17 protein-coding genes are annotated in these 16,400 nt (G+C 63.8%); 11 read left to right on the forward strand and 6 right to left on the reverse strand.

Going from position 1 to position 16,400, the window contains the following annotated elements:
- Positions 1 to 99 precede the first annotated feature (99 nt).
- The 4 genes from DKB74_RS02825 to DKB74_RS02840 all read left to right on the forward strand — a co-directional run bounded on the left by DKB74_RS02825 (position 100) and on the right by DKB74_RS02840 (position 5,028).
- The gene (locus tag DKB74_RS02825) at positions 100 to 1,974 is read left to right on the forward strand and encodes a 2-oxoacid:acceptor oxidoreductase subunit alpha (RefSeq protein WP_109806563.1); all 1,875 of its coding nucleotides are present in this window, start codon (positions 100 to 102) and stop codon (positions 1,972 to 1,974) included.
- 94 nt (positions 1,975 to 2,068) lie between these two features.
- Positions 2,069 to 3,115, forward strand: coding sequence for a 2-oxoacid:ferredoxin oxidoreductase subunit beta (locus DKB74_RS02830; protein WP_109806564.1), 1,047 nt, complete (start codon positions 2,069 to 2,071; stop codon positions 3,113 to 3,115).
- 81 nt (positions 3,116 to 3,196) lie between these two features.
- Entirely contained in the window at positions 3,197 to 3,586 is a 390-nt protein-coding gene (locus DKB74_RS02835) for a GxxExxY protein (protein ID WP_109806565.1), read from the forward strand.
- 62 nt (positions 3,587 to 3,648) lie between these two features.
- The gene (locus DKB74_RS02840) at positions 3,649 to 5,028 is read left to right on the forward strand and encodes a cryptochrome/photolyase family protein (protein ID WP_109806566.1); all 1,380 of its coding nucleotides are present in this window, start codon (positions 3,649 to 3,651) and stop codon (positions 5,026 to 5,028) included.
- A gap of 149 nt (positions 5,029 to 5,177) precedes the next feature.
- Here the strand turns inward: DKB74_RS02840 and DKB74_RS02845 are convergent, their stop codons facing one another.
- Complete coding sequence (locus tag DKB74_RS02845) at positions 5,178 to 5,888, reverse strand: SDR family NAD(P)-dependent oxidoreductase (protein ID WP_109806567.1); 711 nt, start codon at positions 5,886 to 5,888, stop codon at positions 5,178 to 5,180.
- Between the two features lie 22 nt (positions 5,889 to 5,910).
- Positions 5,911 to 7,383, reverse strand: coding sequence for an amidophosphoribosyltransferase (purF, locus tag DKB74_RS02850; RefSeq protein ID WP_109806568.1), 1,473 nt, complete (start codon positions 7,381 to 7,383; stop codon positions 5,911 to 5,913).
- Between the two features lie 122 nt (positions 7,384 to 7,505).
- On the opposite strand from purF, the gene DKB74_RS02855 reads away from it, so the two are divergent.
- The 7 genes from DKB74_RS02855 to DKB74_RS02885 all read left to right on the forward strand — a co-directional run bounded on the left by DKB74_RS02855 (position 7,506) and on the right by DKB74_RS02885 (position 13,121).
- Positions 7,506 to 7,757, forward strand: coding sequence for a DUF7218 family protein (locus tag DKB74_RS02855; protein WP_109806569.1), 252 nt, complete (start codon positions 7,506 to 7,508; stop codon positions 7,755 to 7,757).
- A 229-nt stretch (positions 7,758 to 7,986) separates the two neighbouring features.
- Complete coding sequence (gene hisI, locus DKB74_RS02860; RefSeq protein WP_109806570.1) at positions 7,987 to 8,349, forward strand: phosphoribosyl-AMP cyclohydrolase; 363 nt, start codon at positions 7,987 to 7,989, stop codon at positions 8,347 to 8,349.
- Positions 8,346 to 8,864 (forward strand): hypothetical protein, encoded by a 519-nt coding sequence (locus DKB74_RS02865; RefSeq protein ID WP_109806571.1) that lies wholly within the window; start codon positions 8,346 to 8,348, stop codon positions 8,862 to 8,864. The genes hisI and DKB74_RS02865 overlap by 4 nt, the downstream gene beginning before the upstream one ends.
- 32 nt (positions 8,865 to 8,896) lie before the next feature.
- Entirely contained in the window at positions 8,897 to 9,334 is a 438-nt protein-coding gene (locus DKB74_RS02870) for a MerR family transcriptional regulator (RefSeq protein ID WP_109806572.1), read from the forward strand.
- Between the two features lie 9 nt (positions 9,335 to 9,343).
- A complete protein-coding gene (locus tag DKB74_RS02875; RefSeq protein ID WP_109806573.1) occupies positions 9,344 to 11,146 on the forward strand; it encodes an acyl-CoA dehydrogenase C-terminal domain-containing protein in 1,803 nt (600 codons plus the stop codon).
- Positions 11,147 to 11,211: 65 nt separating this feature from the next.
- A complete protein-coding gene (locus tag DKB74_RS02880) occupies positions 11,212 to 11,685 on the forward strand; it encodes a PH domain-containing protein (RefSeq protein ID WP_161956778.1) in 474 nt (157 codons plus the stop codon).
- Positions 11,679 to 13,121 (forward strand): PH domain-containing protein, encoded by a 1,443-nt coding sequence (locus tag DKB74_RS02885; protein ID WP_109806575.1) that lies wholly within the window; start codon positions 11,679 to 11,681, stop codon positions 13,119 to 13,121. The genes DKB74_RS02880 and DKB74_RS02885 overlap by 7 nt, the downstream gene beginning before the upstream one ends.
- Here the strand turns inward: DKB74_RS02885 and DKB74_RS02890 are convergent, their stop codons facing one another.
- The 4 genes from DKB74_RS02890 to DKB74_RS02905 form a co-directional block, all read right to left on the reverse strand.
- The gene (locus DKB74_RS02890; protein ID WP_239987346.1) at positions 13,122 to 14,441 is read right to left on the reverse strand and encodes a cell wall hydrolase; all 1,320 of its coding nucleotides are present in this window, start codon (positions 14,439 to 14,441) and stop codon (positions 13,122 to 13,124) included. It abuts the gene before it with no gap.
- A gap of 165 nt (positions 14,442 to 14,606) precedes the next feature.
- Complete coding sequence (locus DKB74_RS02895) at positions 14,607 to 14,936, reverse strand: hypothetical protein (protein ID WP_109806576.1); 330 nt, start codon at positions 14,934 to 14,936, stop codon at positions 14,607 to 14,609.
- Between the two features lie 79 nt (positions 14,937 to 15,015).
- Positions 15,016 to 15,936, reverse strand: coding sequence for a cysteine synthase A (gene cysK / locus DKB74_RS02900; RefSeq protein WP_109806577.1), 921 nt, complete (start codon positions 15,934 to 15,936; stop codon positions 15,016 to 15,018).
- Positions 15,937 to 16,002: 66 nt separating this feature from the next.
- Positions 16,003 to 16,395: a hypothetical protein gene (locus DKB74_RS02905; protein ID WP_109806578.1), complete on the reverse strand. Its 393-nt coding sequence runs from the start codon at positions 16,393 to 16,395 to the stop codon at positions 16,003 to 16,005.
- Positions 16,396 to 16,400: the final 5 nt, after the last annotated feature.

Genomic DNA, 16,400 nt, shown 5'->3' on the forward strand with positions numbered 1-16,400 from the left:
CAAGCCGACATTGCAATGATCGGGGGTTTTTCTACCTTGGGTAAACGCAGTGACAGGCGTAGAGCGCCCGCCACGACATAAGATCCGCAGGAAGTTTCGATGGCAAGTGCCACTCATATTCTGACGCCCGAAGAGGCGTCCGCCAATCCGCTGCCCGAAGCCGTTGTTGTCCGTTTCGCCGGCGATTCGGGCGACGGCATGCAGCTGACCGGGGGGCAGTTCACGCTGTCCACGGCGCTGGCGGGCAACGACCTTGCCACTTTCCCCGACTTCCCTGCCGAAATCCGCGCGCCGCAGGGGACGCTGTTCGGGGTTTCCGCCTTCCAGATCAATTTCGGTTCGACCGAGATCGATACTGCGGGCGACGCACCCGATGTGCTGATCGCGATGAACCCCGCGGCGCTCAAGACCAATGTCGAACAGCTCAAGCCCGGCGGCCTGATCATCGCCGATGAAGGCGAATTCGGCGACCGCAACCTTGCCAAGGCAAAATACGACGCCAATCCGCTCGAGGATGACAGCCTCGCCAAATGGCGGCTGATGAAGCTCAATATTTCGCAGCTGACGCTCGATGCCGTGAAGCCGTTTGGCCTGGGCAACAAGGAAGCGCTGCGCTGCAAGAATATGTGGACGCTCGGCCTTGCGCTGTGGATGTTCGACCGCGATCGCCAGCCGATCATCGACTGGCTCAAGGCGAAGTTCGCCAAGGCGCCCGAGCTTGCCGAAGCCAACATCGCTGCGCTCAACGCCGGCCATGCCTATGGCGAAACCGCAGAAATCGGCGGGCAGGTGGGACGGCTCAGCGTCCCGGCGGCACCTGCCGAACCGGGCCTGTATCGCACCATCACCGGCGCGGAATCGATTTCGCTGGGGCTCGTCGCGGGTGCGCAGCTGGCGAGCCTGCCGCTTTTCTATGGCGGCTATCCGATCACGCCGGCCAGCGCGATCCTGCATCACCTTGCGCGGCTCAAGGAATTTGGCGTCACCACCTTTCAGGCGGAGGATGAAATCGCGGCGGTCGCATCGGCGCTGGGGTCTTCCTATGCCGGGTCGCTGGGCGTCACCTGTTCCTCGGGGCCGGGCATCGCGCTCAAGACCGAAGCGATCGGCCTGGCGATCATGACCGAGCTTCCGCTCGTCATCGTCAACGCCCAGCGCGGCGGCCCTTCGACCGGTCTGCCGACCAAGACCGAACAATCGGACCTGTATCAGGCGGTTTATGGCCGTAACGGCGACGCGCCGGTGCCAGTGATCGCCAGCCGTTCGGCGGCGGATTGCTTCGACTGCGCGATCGAGGCGGTGCGCATCGCCACCCAATATATGACGCCGGTCATGCTGCTCACCGACGGGTACCTGCAGAACGCGGCCGAGCCGTGGAAGGTGCCGGATATGAGCGAATATGCGCCGTTCCCGGTGACGTTCAAAACCGACGCTCCGGCCGAGGGCGAAAAGTTCCTGCCCTATGCCCGCGATAACAAGCTGGCGCGCCCGTGGGTCAAGCCGGGCACGCCCGGCCTGCTTCACCGTATCGGCGGCATCGAAAAGGCGCAGGGTACCGGCAATATCGACTATGCTCCGGCCAACCATCAGGCGATGACCGACATTCGCCGCGACAAGATTGCCGGGATCGACGTGCCCGATCAGGCGCTGTCGCTGGGCGAAGCCGGCGGCAAGCTGGCGGTCGTGGGCTGGGGCTCGACCTATGGCCCGATCTATCAGGCGGTTCGCCGCGCGCGGAAGAAGGGTCTCGACGTCGCGCACATCCACATCCGCCACATCTGGCCGATGCCGAAGAACCTTGGCGAGCTGCTCAAGGGTTTCGACAAGGTGATCGTGCCCGAAATGAACACCGGCCAGCTCAAGACGGTGCTGCGCGACCAGTATCTGATCGATGCCCAGCCGCTCAACAAGGTCTCGGGCCAGCCGTTCCGGATCGCCGAGATCGAGGCGGCGATCGAGGAAGCGTTGCTGTAGGTTTCACGCCGCCGTTCGTGTCGAGCGAAGTCGAGACACGGGCCCATGCGGAACACGTCCCTCGACTTCGCTCGGGACGAACGGAAGAACGAAGATGAACGACATCACCCCCATCAACAAGTCGACGCCCAAGGATTGGGAAACCGATCAGGAAGTCCGCTGGTGCCCCGGCTGCGGCGACTATGCGATCCTGAAGGCGGTGCAGCGCACCATGCCCGAAATCGGCGGTACGCCCGAAAACACGGTGTTCGTCAGCGGCATCGGCTGCTCGTCGCGCTTCCCCTATTATATGGAAACCTATGGCTTCCACACGATCCATGGTCGCGCGCCGGCAGTGGCGACGGGGGTCAAGCTCGCCAATCCCGATCTCGATGTGTGGATCATCACCGGCGACGGCGATGCGCTGTCGATCGGTGGCAACCACACGATGCACTTGCTGCGCCGGAACCTGAATTGCCAGGTGCTCTTGTTCAACAACGAGATTTACGGCCTGACCAAGGGCCAATATTCGCCGACCAGCCGCGAAGGCACGCGTTCGCCGTCGACGCCGTTCGGTTCGGTCGATCATCCGGCCAAGCCCTGCGCCTTCGCGCTTGGCAGCGGCGCGCGCTTCATTGCGCGCGGGATCGACGTGCACAAGAATCTGCCTGCCGTGCTCAAGGCGGCGCATGCGCATCAGGGCGCGGCCTTTATCGAGATTTTCCAGAACTGCATCGTCTATAACGACGATGTCTTCGCGTCCTTCACGGCCAAGCCCAACGCCGCGGGAACGCAGTTGTGGGTCGAACATGGCAAGCCGATGCTGTTCGGTTCGGAAAAGACCGGCGGGGTGAAGGGCATCGCGCTCGACGCCAAAACGCTCAGCCTCAAGGTCGTCGATGTCGAAGGCGATGATTGGGAAGGCGCGGGCGTGCTCGTCCACGATCAGACCAACCGCATGATCGCGCATCTGCTGGTCGAAATGCCGTTCGGCGATTTCCCGATGGCGCTCGGCGTCCTCTACGACGATCCCGCTCCGACGTTCGAAAGCGCCGTGGTCGATCAGAATCGTGCGGCAAGCGAAGGCAAGGTCGCGGACCTGCAGAAACTGGTCGCCAAGGGCCAGACCTGGATGGTGGAGAAACAGCCGCGGGAGGCGTGAGTTGGTCTCCCGCCGCCACGAGTAAGGATTTCTCACGCAAAGGCGCAAAGGCGCCAAGAGGAAGGTAGAAAGAAAGGGCGAGTGAGCGAACGGCTAGAGGCACTGGCGCGTGAAGCGGTGGATTGCGGATTCAAGCTGCATGAAGCGCTCGGGCCGGGGCTTCTGGAGTCGGTCTACGAAGCCTGTCTGGCCGATAGCCTCGCGAAGCGAGGCATTTTCGTCGAGCGGCAGAAGCCGATTCCCATTCGCTATAATGGTGTCGTGCTGCAGGAAGGCTTTCGAGCGGATTTGCTGCTCGAAGAGCAGCTTTTGATCGAGTTGAAATCGACGGAAGCGAGCTCGCCGATCCACGGCAAGCAGGTGCTTACCTATCTCAGGCTCATGAACCTTCCCCTTGGACTGCTGATGAATTTCGGATTTGAAACTTTCCGGCAGGGCATTCGTAGGATCGCGAACAACTACCAAGATTGAAGAACCTTCTTCTTCTTCTCTTCGTGCCTTTGCGCCTTTGCGTGAGAAAAAATCCCTGACCGATGCCTGCACTCAATATTCTCTGGTTCCGCCGCGATTTGCGGCTTTCCGATCAGGCGGCGTTGATTGCGGCGGCGTCCGAAGGGCCGGTGATCCCGGTCTATATCCTCGACGATGAAACGCCGCGGCATCGCAAAATGGGCGCCGCTTCGCGCTGGTGGCTGCACCACAGCCTGAAAAGCCTCGACGCGAGCCTGCGCGAAAAGGGATCGCGACTGATCCTGCGGCGCGGCAAATCGGAAGAGGCGCTGGCGCAGCTTGCCGAACAGACCGGGGCAGGGCGCGTCCACTGTATCCGGCACTACGAGCCCTGGTGGCGCAATGCCGAGCGCGCGGTGGCGGCAAAGCTCGACCTGGTCTGTCACCACGGCAATTATCTCGCGCCGCCCGGATCGGTGACGACCGGCAGCGGCAGCCCGTACAAGATCTACACCCCCTTCTGGCGCGCGCTCTCCGAACGCATGCCGCCGCCCGAACCCGCCAATCGTCCGAGCGACATTCCCGTGCCCGAAGGCTGGCCGGAATCGGACGATCTCGATGACTGGAAGCTGCTTCCGACGAAACCGAACTGGGCGCAGGGCTTCGAAGCCGAATGGGAGCCGGGCGAGGCGGGGGCGCGCAAGCGCGTCGACGCTTTCATCGACGAAGCGACGCGGTACGAAAGCCAGCGCAACCTGCCCGCCCGCGAAGGGACCTCGCGCCTGTCGCCGCATCTGCATTTCGGCGAAGTCTCGCCCGCCTATGTCTGGCACCGCACGTCCGGTGTCGGCGGATCGGTCGGCACCTTTCTGGGGGAGATCGGCTGGCGCGATTATGCGCAGAACGTGATCCTGCAATATCCCGAATATGCGTCCAAAAATGCGCGCGACCGGTTCGACGCGATGGCATGGCGCGATTTCCGTTCCTCCACCGTCCGGGATGAGTTCGACGCCTGGACAATGGGTCGCACCGGCTATCCGATCGTCGATGCCGGGATGCGGCAATTATGGGCGACCGGGTGGATGCACAATCGCGTCCGGATGATCGCCGCGAGCTTCCTGATCAAGCATCTGCTGATCGACTGGCGCGAAGGCGAAAAATGGTTCTGGGATACTTTGGTCGACGCCGATTATGCGAGCAATGCGACCAACTGGCAGTGGGTTGCCGGCACCGGCGTCGATTCGAACATGTTCGTCCGCATCATGGCGCCGCTGACGCAATCGGAGAAGTTCGATGCGGGGGCGTATATCCGTCAATGGGTGCCCGAACTGGCGGAACTCGACGATCCCTATATTCACGATCCCGAGGAAGCAGGTTGTCGTCCCGATGGCTATCCGAAAAAGCTGATCGGCCATCGCGAAGCCCGCGAACGCGCCCTGGCAGCGGTGAAAGCGATCAAGTGATTGGCCCGTCGCTCCTGCGCAGGCAGGAGCCTATCGCTGTAGCTTGCGGACGAGAGGCGGACACATAAGCGGCCGTATATGTGTCGGTTTTTGGCGCGAAACGCGCCAGACATAGGCCCCTGCCTGCGCAGGGGCTACGGTTGGCCGGGTCAGCCCACCCGTTCGAAATGCCCCGTTTCGAAACCGGCAACCGCCAGCCGCGCGATCGCGTCGGCCACCACTTCCGGACCTTTCAGCGTCGCCGGATCTTCGCCCGGAAACGCGCGCGCGCGCATTTTCGTCCGGGTTGCGCCGGGATCGACGATCGCGACGCGGATCGGCGTCAGGTTGCGCACTTCCTCGCCATAGCTGAGCAGCAGATTGTCGAACGCCGCCTTGGACGCGCCATACATGCCCCAATAGGCACGCGGATTGCGCCCGACGCTCGACGTCACGCCGATCACCTTGCCCGCCTGCGCCTTGCGCAGCAGCGGGTCGAACGCCTGCAGCATCGCCGCCTGCGCGCTGACATTGAGCGTCAGCACCGCCGCCAGTTCCTTGAAATCCATCGCCGTCACCGGGCTGAGCGTGCCCAGCGACGCGGCGTTGAGCACCAGCGTGTCGATCGCCGTCCAGCGTTCGGCGATCGCAGCGGCCAGCCGCGCGACGCTTTCATTCTCGGCCAGGTCCATCGGCGCGATCGTGGCGCTGCCGCCGCTTGCGTGAATCGCCTCTTCGACTTCTTCCAGACCGCCGGGCGTCCGTGCGGTCAGGATCACATGCGCGCCCGCGGTGCCCAGCGCCTGCGCCGTTGCGGCGCCGATGCCGCGGCTGGCGCCGGTGACGAGCGCCACCTGGTTCGAAAGAGGCTTGTCGGTCATCATTGCTCCGGAAGGATCGGCCTTATTCGGCCGCTTCGGTTTCCTCGATCAGCGCGAACTGATCCACATTTTCGCGGTCGCGCTGGTCGGTCAGCGGGGTCGGATATTCGCCCGAGAAACAGGCGTCGCAATGGCTCGGCTGTTCGCCGCGCCCGGCTTCGCCCAGCGCCTTGTACAGCCCGTCCATCGAAATGAAGGCGAGGCTGTCCGCCTTGATATGATCCGTCATCTGCTCGAGCGACTTGTTCGCGGCGAGCAGCTTGGCCTTTTCCGGCGTATCGACGCCATAGAAGCACGGATTCTTGGTCGGCGGGCTGGCGATGCGCATATGCACTTCGGTCGCGCCGGCATCGCGCATCATCTGCACGATCTTGTGGCTGGTGGTACCGCGCACGATCGAATCATCGATCAGGACGATGCGCTTGCCCGCCACCACGTCGCGATTGGCATTGTGCTTCAACCGCACGCCCTCATGCCGGATCTCATCGGTCGGCTGAATGAAGGTCCGGCCCATATAGTGCGAACGGATGATGCCCAGTTCGAACGGAATGCCCGATTCCTGCGCATATCCGATCGCCGCCGGCGTGCCCGAATCGGGCACCGGGATGACGATGTCGGCGTCGATCGGCGTTTCCTTCGCCAGCTGCGCGCCGATCGCCTTGCGCACGGCATAGACCGAACGACCGGCCGAAACCGCTTTCGAATCCGGGCGTGAGAAATAGACATATTCGAAGATGCACGGGCGCGGCGCGCGCGGCGGGAAGGGGCGGTGCGATTCGATCTCGGTGCCCTTCACCACGATCAGCTCGCCCGGCTCGATCTCGCGCACGAATTCGGCGCCGACGACGTCGAGGCCGACCGTTTCCGACGCCACGATCACCGTGTCGCCGCGCTTGCCCAGCACCAGCGGGCGGATGCCCAGCGGATCGCGGCACGCGATCATGCCCTCGCGCGTCAGACAGATCAGCGAATAGGCGCCCTCGACACGCTTCAGCGCATCGATGAACTTATACAGCAGCTGGTCGTAATTCGACCGCGCGGTCAGGTGGATGATCGTTTCGGTGTCGCTGGTCGACTGAAAGATCGAACCGGTCCGCACCAGTTCCTGCCGCAGCCGCATCGCGTTTGAGATGTTGCCGTTATGCGCGATGGCGAATCCGCCTTCGCTCAGCTCGGCGAACAGCGGCTGTACATTGCGCAACGCGGTCTCGCCGGTCGTTGCGTAACGCACATGCCCGCATGCAGCCTTGCCCGGCAGCGCGCGGATCGCGTCTTCATTCTGCTGGCTGAACGTTTCGCCGACGAGACCCATCGCGCGGTGCGTGTGGAACAATGTGCCGTCGAAACTGGTGATACCGGCGGCTTCCTGCCCCCGGTGCTGCAACGCGTGAAGCCCCAGCGCGACGAGCGCGGCTGCGCCCTCAACGCCGGATGCGCCAAAGATGCCGCACTCTTCGCGCAGCTTGTCATCATCAAACGGATTGGTGGTCAGCATCGGTCCCTCAACCGGTCTACGCGGGCCATATAGGAGCTCCCATCCGCTTTGTCGCCCTTTTGTCACAGAAAGGTGAACCGACGGAGTTTTCATCGGTTTTCTCAGGGGAAAGGAGACCGAATATGGCACAGGACCACGGCAAGCAGGTCAAGGATGACGACATCTATGAAGCGCTGCGCGACCAGGGAGCCTCGAAGGAAAAGGCCGCGCGAATCGCCAATGCCCAGGCGAAAGGCGATGTCGATCACCATGGCGGTACCCGGCTGGAGGACCGCACCAGGGACGAACTGTACGACGAAGCGAAGGAAATCGGCATCGAGGGCCGGTCGGAGATGGACAAGGACGCGTTGATCGAGGCGATTCGGAATCATTGAGAGGTGGCCGCGCTTTCAATCTCCGTCGCCCCTGCGCAGGCAGGGGCCCATGTCTGTTCCGTTTTTCCCGCTGTCTGACACATCAGCCGCGACCCATGTGTCAGCCGGCCAAACGCAACCGGCAGCGATAGGCCCCTGCCTGCGCAGGGGCGACGGTTCGCCGACCGGCCTGCGGAAATCGCATGATTCGCATTCAACCTGACGCGGGAATTGCGCTAAGCCCGCTCGCATGGACAATGATCGCGAAACGGGCACGACGCTCGATCCCAAATATGATTCTTCCGGGCTGGTGACGGCGGTGGTGACCGACGCGGCGACCGGCGGGCTGTTGATGGTCGCGCATATGAATGCCGACGCGCTTGCGCAGACGCGAAAGACCGGGCGGGCGACATTCTGGTCGCGCAGCCGCGGGCGGCTTTGGGTCAAGGGCGAGAGTTCGGGCAATTTCCTGAACGTGCGCGAGATCCGCGTGGACTGCGATCAGGACGCGCTATGGGTGATCGCCGATCCGGCGGGCCCCGCCTGTCACACCGGCGCGGCAAGCTGCTTTTACCGCCGCATTGCGGACGATGGCACGCTGGCGCGGTTGTGAGGGCATTTGTCGCAGCGATCGCGCTGATGCTCGCCGCCTGTTCCGGCGGTGACGAGCCGGCAGTCGACAATGGCCAGAACCTGCTCCCGCCGCTCGATCTCGAATCGGCGGCGCTCGCGCGCGGCATGATCCGCGATCCCGAAAATACCGAGATTGCCGGGCTGTATGCGCGCGATACCGACCGGCTGTGCATCGTCCGCGACGGCGGCGGGTACAAGGTCGGCGCCTTTGTCGATTATGGCGACGGCATCACCTGTTCCGGATCGGGCACGGTCAGCCGCGTCGGCGAAGTCATGCATCTGGAACTTGGCGGCAAGGGCGATTGCGGTTTCGACGCACAATATGACGGCGAGCGGATACGCTTTCCGGGGCAAGTGCCCGAAGGATGCGAATCGCTATGTTCGGGCCGTGCATCCTTTGCCGGGTTCGAGCCGAGCCTGCTGAGCGAATCCGAAGTCGAAGCGGCTTCCGTGCGCGATCCGAAGGGGCGGCTGCTCTGCGCCACGAGTGATTGACGTTGACGTAAAGGTAAAGTAATAGGGGCGGCATGAACAAGGCCGTTTCCCGCTTTGAAGCGCTGTCACCGGTCGCGCCGCGCACCGATCGCGACCAGTTTTCGATCTCGGACCTGTGCGCCGAATTCGACGTCACGCCGCGCGCGCTGCGCTTTTACGAAGATGAAGGGCTGATCGCGCCGGAGCGGCGTGGCACCCAGCGCATCTATGCCCATCGCGATCGCGCTCGGCTCGCCTGGATCCTGCGCGCCAAGCGCGTTGGCTTCAGCCTCGCCGAAATTCGCGAAATGATCGATCTTTATGATCTGGGCGACGGTCGTCGCGTGCAACGCCGTGTGACGCTCGATCGTTGTCGCGAACGGATCGAACTGCTCGATCGTCAGAAGCAGGATATCGAAGCTGCGATGGCCGAATTGCAGGAATTTGTCGCGGTTCTCGAAGCCGTGACCGACGAAGAAACTCACGACTGAGGAAGAATAATGCCCCGCTATACCGCTCCCGTCCGCGATACCCGTTTCATCCTGGAAAAGGTGATCGGCCTTGATGGCTATGCCAATCTGCCGGCCTTTGCCGCGGCATCGCCCGAAATCGTCAACGCCGTGCTGGAAGAAGGCGGCAAGTTCGTCGCCGAACAGCTTTTCCCGCTCAACCAGAGCGGCGACCAGCAGGGCTGCAAGCGCAACGACGATGCCAGCGTGACGACGCCCGACGGGTTCAAGGAAGCCTATAAAGCCTTTGTCGAAGGCGGCTGGATGACGCTGGGCGCGCCGGAGGAATTTGGCGGCCAGAACATGCCGCACATCGTGTCGACTGCGTTTGAGGAATATCTGATCAGCGCCAACATGGCGTTCGCCATGTATCCGGGCCTGACCAAGGGCGCGGTCGCCGCGCTGCTCGCGCATGGTTCGCAGGAGCAGAAGGAGAAATATCTCCCCAAGATGATCTCCGGCGAATGGACCGGCACGATGAACCTGACCGAGCCGCAATGCGGCACCGATCTGGGCCTGATCAAGACCAAGGCCGAGCCGCAGGCGGACGGCAGCTATGCCATCACCGGCACCAAGATCTTCATTTCGGCCGGCGAACATGATCTGGCCGACAACATCATTCACCTCGTGCTGGCCAAGACGCCGGGCGCGCCCGACAGTTCGAAGGGCATTTCGCTGTTCGTCGTGCCCAAATTCCTCGTCAATGACGACGGGTCGATCGGTGAGCGCAACGGCGTGTCGTGCGGCTCGATCGAGCACAAGATGGGCATTCACGCCAATTCGACCTGCGTCCTCAACTATGACGGCGCCAAGGGCTGGCTGGTCGGCGAGGAAATGAAGGGCCTGGCCGCGATGTTCGTGATGATGAACGCGGCGCGCCTGGGCGTTGGCCTGCAGGGGCTGGGCATTGCCGAAGTCGCCTATCAGAACGGCGTGCAATACGCCAATGACCGCCGTCAGGGGCGCGCGCTGACCGGTCCCAAGGATCCCGAGGAAAAGGCCGATACGCTGTTCGTCCATCCGGACGTGCGCCGCATGCTGATGGAAGCCAAGGCGCAGATCGAAGGGCTGCGGGCTTTGTGCATGTGGGGCGCGCTGCAGGTCGATCTGTCGCATGATGCGGGCGATGAAGAGGCGCGCGAGCTTGCCGACGATCTGGTCGGGCTGCTGACGCCGGTGATCAAGGGCTATGGCACCGATATCGGCTATAAGGTCGCGACCGATTGCCAACAGGTCTATGGCGGCCATGGCTACATCGCCGAATGGGGCATGGAGCAATATGTCCGCGATGCCCGCATCGCCATGATCTATGAAGGTACCAATGGCGTGCAGGCGATGGACCTGGTCGGCCGCAAGCTCGCCCGCAAGGGTGGCCGCGCCGTACAGGCCTTCTTCAAGCTGGTGAGCGGCGAGATCGCCGAGGCCAAGCAGGACGAAAAGCTGGCCGATTTCGCCGCCAAGCTCGAAAAGGCGATGGGCGACATGCAGGCCGCAACGATGTGGATGGCGCAGAACGGGTTCAAGAACCCGAACGACGTCGGCGCCGCCGCCTATCCCTATATGGAACTGACCGGCGTCGTCGCGATCGGGCTGATGTGGCTGCGCATGGCAACCGCCGCGCAGGCCGGGCTGGCCGGCGGCGACAGCGACACGAAGTTCCTTGAGACCAAGCTGGTCACTGCCCGCTATTATGCCGATCGCATCCTGCCGCGCACCGCGTCGCTGCGTTCGCAGATCGAAGCGGGCAGCGACACCATCATGGCGCTCGAACCCGAAGCGTTCGAAGCGGCCTGAGGCAAAACCCGTGACGGGCGCTGTTTCGCTTGAGAAACGGCGCCCGTTGCGCGCATAACCGGCGCGTGGCGCTCGAAACCATATCGTTGGAACTTGTCAGCCGGGGCTATCTGCACGTTTTGCGGCTGCAGGCGGTGGTGCATACCTTATTCTACACGGCGATTGCCGCGGTCGGCGACTTCGCGGCCTGGTATATATGGGATTGGCCGCATGGCGTGATTGCCGGGCCGGTTCTGCTGATCGGTCTCTGGTCGATCCTGATCGCCGCCGATCGCAAATGGCATCGTATCGGCTTTGCCTATACCGGTCGCGAATTGCATGTCGGCCAGGGCTGGCTGGAACGTATCCACAGCATCGTGCCGATCGCACGCATCCAGCATATCGACATCAGCCGCTCGCTGTTCGAGCGCTGGTTCGGCGTGGCGACGCTGGTGGTCCATACGGCGGGCAGTGCCATGACGCTGCCCGGATTGCCGCATGATGAAGCCGAAGCGATACGCGACGATATTCGACCGCGTCTGACCGCCGAACCATGGTAGCGGAAGATGCCGGGCGCGCGCCGCGCCGGCTGCACCCGATAACGCCCTTTTTCGCGATCCTGACGGGTGCGCGGTCGAGCATCCCGACTGCACTGGCGATCCTATTCGGCCTGTGGCGCGCGGATGCGAGCGGGCCGGCGATCCTCGCGATTCTGGGGGCAGGGGCGGCGGCGATGCTGTTTCTGTGCTGGCTCGGCTGGTGGCGCACCACCTATCGCCTGACCGGCGACGAACTGGTGATCGACAGCGGGGTGCTCAGCCGCCACCGGCGCGTCATCCCGCTCGAACGGGTTCAGGATATCGGGATCGAGCAGAACCCCATTCAGCGGCTCGCCGGGCTGGCGCGGGTGCGGATGGAAACCGGCGGCGGCGGGCGGGACGAAGCGCTGCTCGACATGGTCTCGCTCGATGAGGCGCGCCGGTTGCGCGTCGTCGTGCGCGGCGAGGCCAGGGCGGTGGCAGTCGACACAGCAGGTGAGGCGGCGGAGTCGGACGAACGGCTGCTCTATCGCCTTGGCGTCGGCGCGTTGCTCCTGTCCGGCATTTTAAGCTTCTCGCTATTCTGGGTCGCTGCGGGATTCGGTCTGTTGCAGTTTGTCGATGACGTCACCGGCTATGACCTTGGCGATGTGTTCGACTGGTTTCAGCTGCACCGCGCCGATTTCACTACCGGGCGGCTGTTGCTGCTGCCGCTGGTCCTGATCCTGCTCGGGCTGGTTTCGGGCATGATCAGCACCTTGCTGCGCGATTTCGATTTCCGTTTGACGCTCGATCGCGGGCGGCTGCGCCGCGTCGCGGGCTTTCTGTCGCGCGGCGAGAGCATCCTTGCGATTCCCCGCATCCAGCTGGCGGTCGTTCGGCGTGCCTGGTTGCGCGGCTGGCTGGGCTATGCGGGCCTTTCGGTACAGACGCTGGGCGGCAGCGACGATCCCGGCGGCCGCCACAGGATCGCGCCGTTCGTGCGGGACGCCAAACTTGCCGAGCTGATGGCAGTCAGCGGCTTGCCGGAATTCGACCCGATCGGATTACGCCCCGTTGCGCTCGCGCATGTGCCGCGCGTGTTCCTCAAGCGCGGGCTGTTGCCCTCGCTGGCGTTGCTGGCGCTGGTCCTCTGGCTGTCGGCTGCCTGGCCCGTGCTTTTGTTGATCCCGGCGATCCTCGGCGTCGCGCTGCTCCAGCGGCGCTATCACGGCTATGCGCTCTATGGGCATAGCCTTCAGGTGCGGCGCGGCGTCCTGACGCGGCGGCAATGGGTGTTGCCTTATGACCGGATTCAGATGGTGGCGCTGCACCAGTCGCTGACGCAGCGGCTGTTCGGGGTCGCGACGATATTGATCTCGACCGCCGGCGAAACCGGCCGCGAGCGGCCCGATATTCTCGACCTCAATGTTGCCGAGGCGCGCGGCGTGGCGAGCAGCCTGATCGCACGCATCTGATCATTGCGCGCGGGTGGTGTTGCCCGGCGCAGCCATCGGCGTGCTGCTCTCGGTCGGCTGCGGGGCGGGTGCGCGGCGCACGCCGGCAAGTCCGGACGGCCCTTCATCGACATATACCGGCGAAGGCAGTGGCGTCGGGGTCGGCAGCGAGGTTTGCGGTCGCAACGTCGCCAGCGGTTGCGGGCGCATGCATTGCAACGGGCTTGGGCGGTTGAATCGGTCGCAATTCCACAGCGCCTTGCTGAATCCCTGCTGACCGATCCGCAGATAGCTGAACGCCATCGTCGCGACCTGACCCGATGACAGCGGCAGGCTGGCGGGTGTGGCGCTCGCCGACATCCATCCCATGAACTTGCATCGGTCGCGATTGCCGCAGGCGCGGATCGCAAGCGCGGGAAATTCTTCCGGATCCATGCCCGGATCGAGCGTGACGAGAAAACTGTCGGGATCGCCGGCCATCGGTTTGGGCAGCGCGTTTTCGGGGATCGCATCGGCTTGCGCGCGTGCGGCCTCGATCACATCGCCATGTTCGCCCGAAAGCCGCGCGAGCAGCGGTTCGACAGGCTCGGCTCCGGCATAGGCGCGCGTGAACGCCGGCGGCGTACCCCACCATCCGGTCCAGCGGAAGAAAAGGTGCGAATGCACCTCGGTGATCTTTTCGAGGCTCGAGCTCCAATAGGGGACGACCCAGTCGGTATGGTAATGAGTCGCGTGTCCGACCGGACGATAGACTTCGCCGTTCAGCGCCTGTTTTGCGACGTCGCGCGCACGCGTCCACGCCGCTTCGCCGGGCTGACGCGCCATCGATCCGTCGCAGGTAAAGGTGAACTGGCACCCCGTACGCCGCTCGGAACCCTGAAACACGACGCCGCAGACCGATTTGGGGAAGGCCGGGTGGCGTACGCGGTTGATCACCACCTGCGCGACGGCGCGCTGTCCTTCGGCATCGTCGCCCGCTTCATAATATACGGCGGCGGCAAGACAATCGATTGCCCGTTCGCGATCCTCCGGCGTTCCGGTAATGCGGAACGCGCGCGCAGCCGGGTTGGGCAGCGAGGAAAAGGGCACGGCGGCGTTGATCGCGCGCGCGTCGTCGGGATCGACTTCGGCGAAATCGACCGGCTCGACCGGCGGCAATTCTTCCTTGGGAACGATACGCTGCGGTTTGACGGCCTCTGCCGCTTCGGGCGGCACGATCACGATACGCGGCACGGTCGCGACGACGATCGAGGGCAGGGCGATGGCGATACAGCCCACTATGCCCAGCAGGATGCGCAGCGGCACCGGAACGCCATGAACCGATTGCCGGATGCTGTGCACGTCAGCGCCCTCCCGTCGCGTTGGGTCGCGACAGAATATGCAAATGCAAGGAAAGTAGCCGGACGCGCGCCATCATAGCGCCAGCAAGTAATGCGCCAGGCCGCAAGTACAAGTCGCCACGCGCCAGATGGACGCGAAGCTGCGCCGCTCAGATCGGAATCGCGATCAGGCTTCCGGCCAGAAGCCGGTTGCCTCGCACAGATCCCAATTATCCGCAGCCTTCAGCCGACAGGCAGCGCCGTTGCCGTTCGAACAGGTCCGAACCTGACGCTGATAGCGTTTGTAACAGCTTTCGGGTGGCCCCTGAACGGGAGCGGACACCGGCGCCGCAGCCGAAACAGGCGTTGTTTCCGCGCGAAGCGGTTGCGCTGCCTCTGCCGCATCCGGCTTTGCCAGTTGCGGACGATAGCCCGCATCGCCGTCGCCGCCGAAAGCCAGCGGCCACCCCAAAAACACCGCCAGCATGATGCTGACGCAAATCATCGCATTGCGCACGAGTTCCCCCCGGAAGTCTCAAGCGTTTATCCCCGACTCGCGCAGCGTAACCTGAATCCCACGTTAACGTCGAGTCGGTTCAAGCCTCCGGAAGGAAGTCAGGAACCGACAAATAGCGTTCACCTGTATCATAATTGAACCCCAGCACCCGCGAACCGGCGGGAAGCTCTTTCAGCTTCTGTGCGATCGCCGCCAGAGTCGCGCCCGAAGAAATGCCGACCAGCATCCCTTCCTCGCTCGCGGCGCGGCGGGCCATTTCCTTGGCGTCCTCGGCATCGACCTGGATCGCGCCGTCGATCGCGGCGGTGTGGAGATTGGCGGGAACGAACCCGGCGCCGATCCCCTGAATCGGATGCGGGGCGGGCTGTCCGCCCGAAATCACCGGCGATGCCTTGGGCTCGACCGCGAATACCTGCAGCTTCGGCCAGCTTTTCTTGAGCGTTTCGGCGACGCCGGTAATGTGGCCGCCGGTGCCGACCCCGGTGATCACCGCATCGGGCGGGCTGTCGGCGAAATCCGTCAGGATTTCCTGCGCGGTCGTGCGGACATGCGCGTCGATATTGGCGGGATTTTCGAACTGTTGCGGCATCCATGCGCCGGGCGTTTCGCCGACAATCTCGATCGCGCGTTCGATCGCGCCCTTCATGCCCTTTTCGCGCGGCGTCAGGTCGAAGCTGGCGCCATAGGCCAGCATCAGCCGGCGCCGCTCGATCGACATGCTTTCGGGCATGACCAGGATCAGTTTATATCCCTTGACCGCCGCGACCATCGCCAGTCCCACCCCGGTATTGCCGCTGGTCGGTTCGACGATCGTCCCGCCGGGCTTTAGGTCGCCCGACGCTTCGGCCGCCTCGATCATCGCCAGGGCGATACGGTCCTTGATCGACCCGCCGGGATTGGAGCGTTCGGATTTGATCCACACTTCGGCGTCGGGAAACAGACGCTGCATCCGGATGTGCGGGGTGTTGCCGATCGTTTCGAGGATCGTCTGGGCCTTCATCGCTTCCTCCGTGATTTCAGGAACGCGACTTGGGGCGAGCGGTGCGAATGCGCAAGGTGCGATCGTTCAGCGCGGGGTGCCCAGCCACCGATAGGCCATCGATCCCGATCCGCCCGCGACGATGAAGGCGAGATAGACGAGCGGCCCGAGAAAGATCAGAAACGCGCCGCACAGCCCGTGCCACAGCGCGCCTTCGGCAAAGGCGGAAAAAAGCGAGGGTCGCGCGGCGGCGTCACGCTCGACGTCGCGCGCCGCCAGCAAAAGAAACACCAGCAGCAGATAGGACAGGGCAAGAAACAGCCCCGGTCCGCGCGCTGTGCCGGTGACCGCCATGGTCAGCCACAGGAACATCGCCATCGCCACGGCAGCCGCGAGCAGGCGCGTGCCGCGTTTCCCGGCGGCGCCGCGTGGCCGGTTGTCCGGATGGGTCGGTGTGTCGCTGGCGCGCGGCTCGCGCATCTCAA

Source organism: Stakelama portus (genome assembly GCF_003171655.1).
Lineage (GTDB): Bacteria > Pseudomonadota > Alphaproteobacteria > Sphingomonadales > Sphingomonadaceae > Sphingomonas > Sphingomonas portus.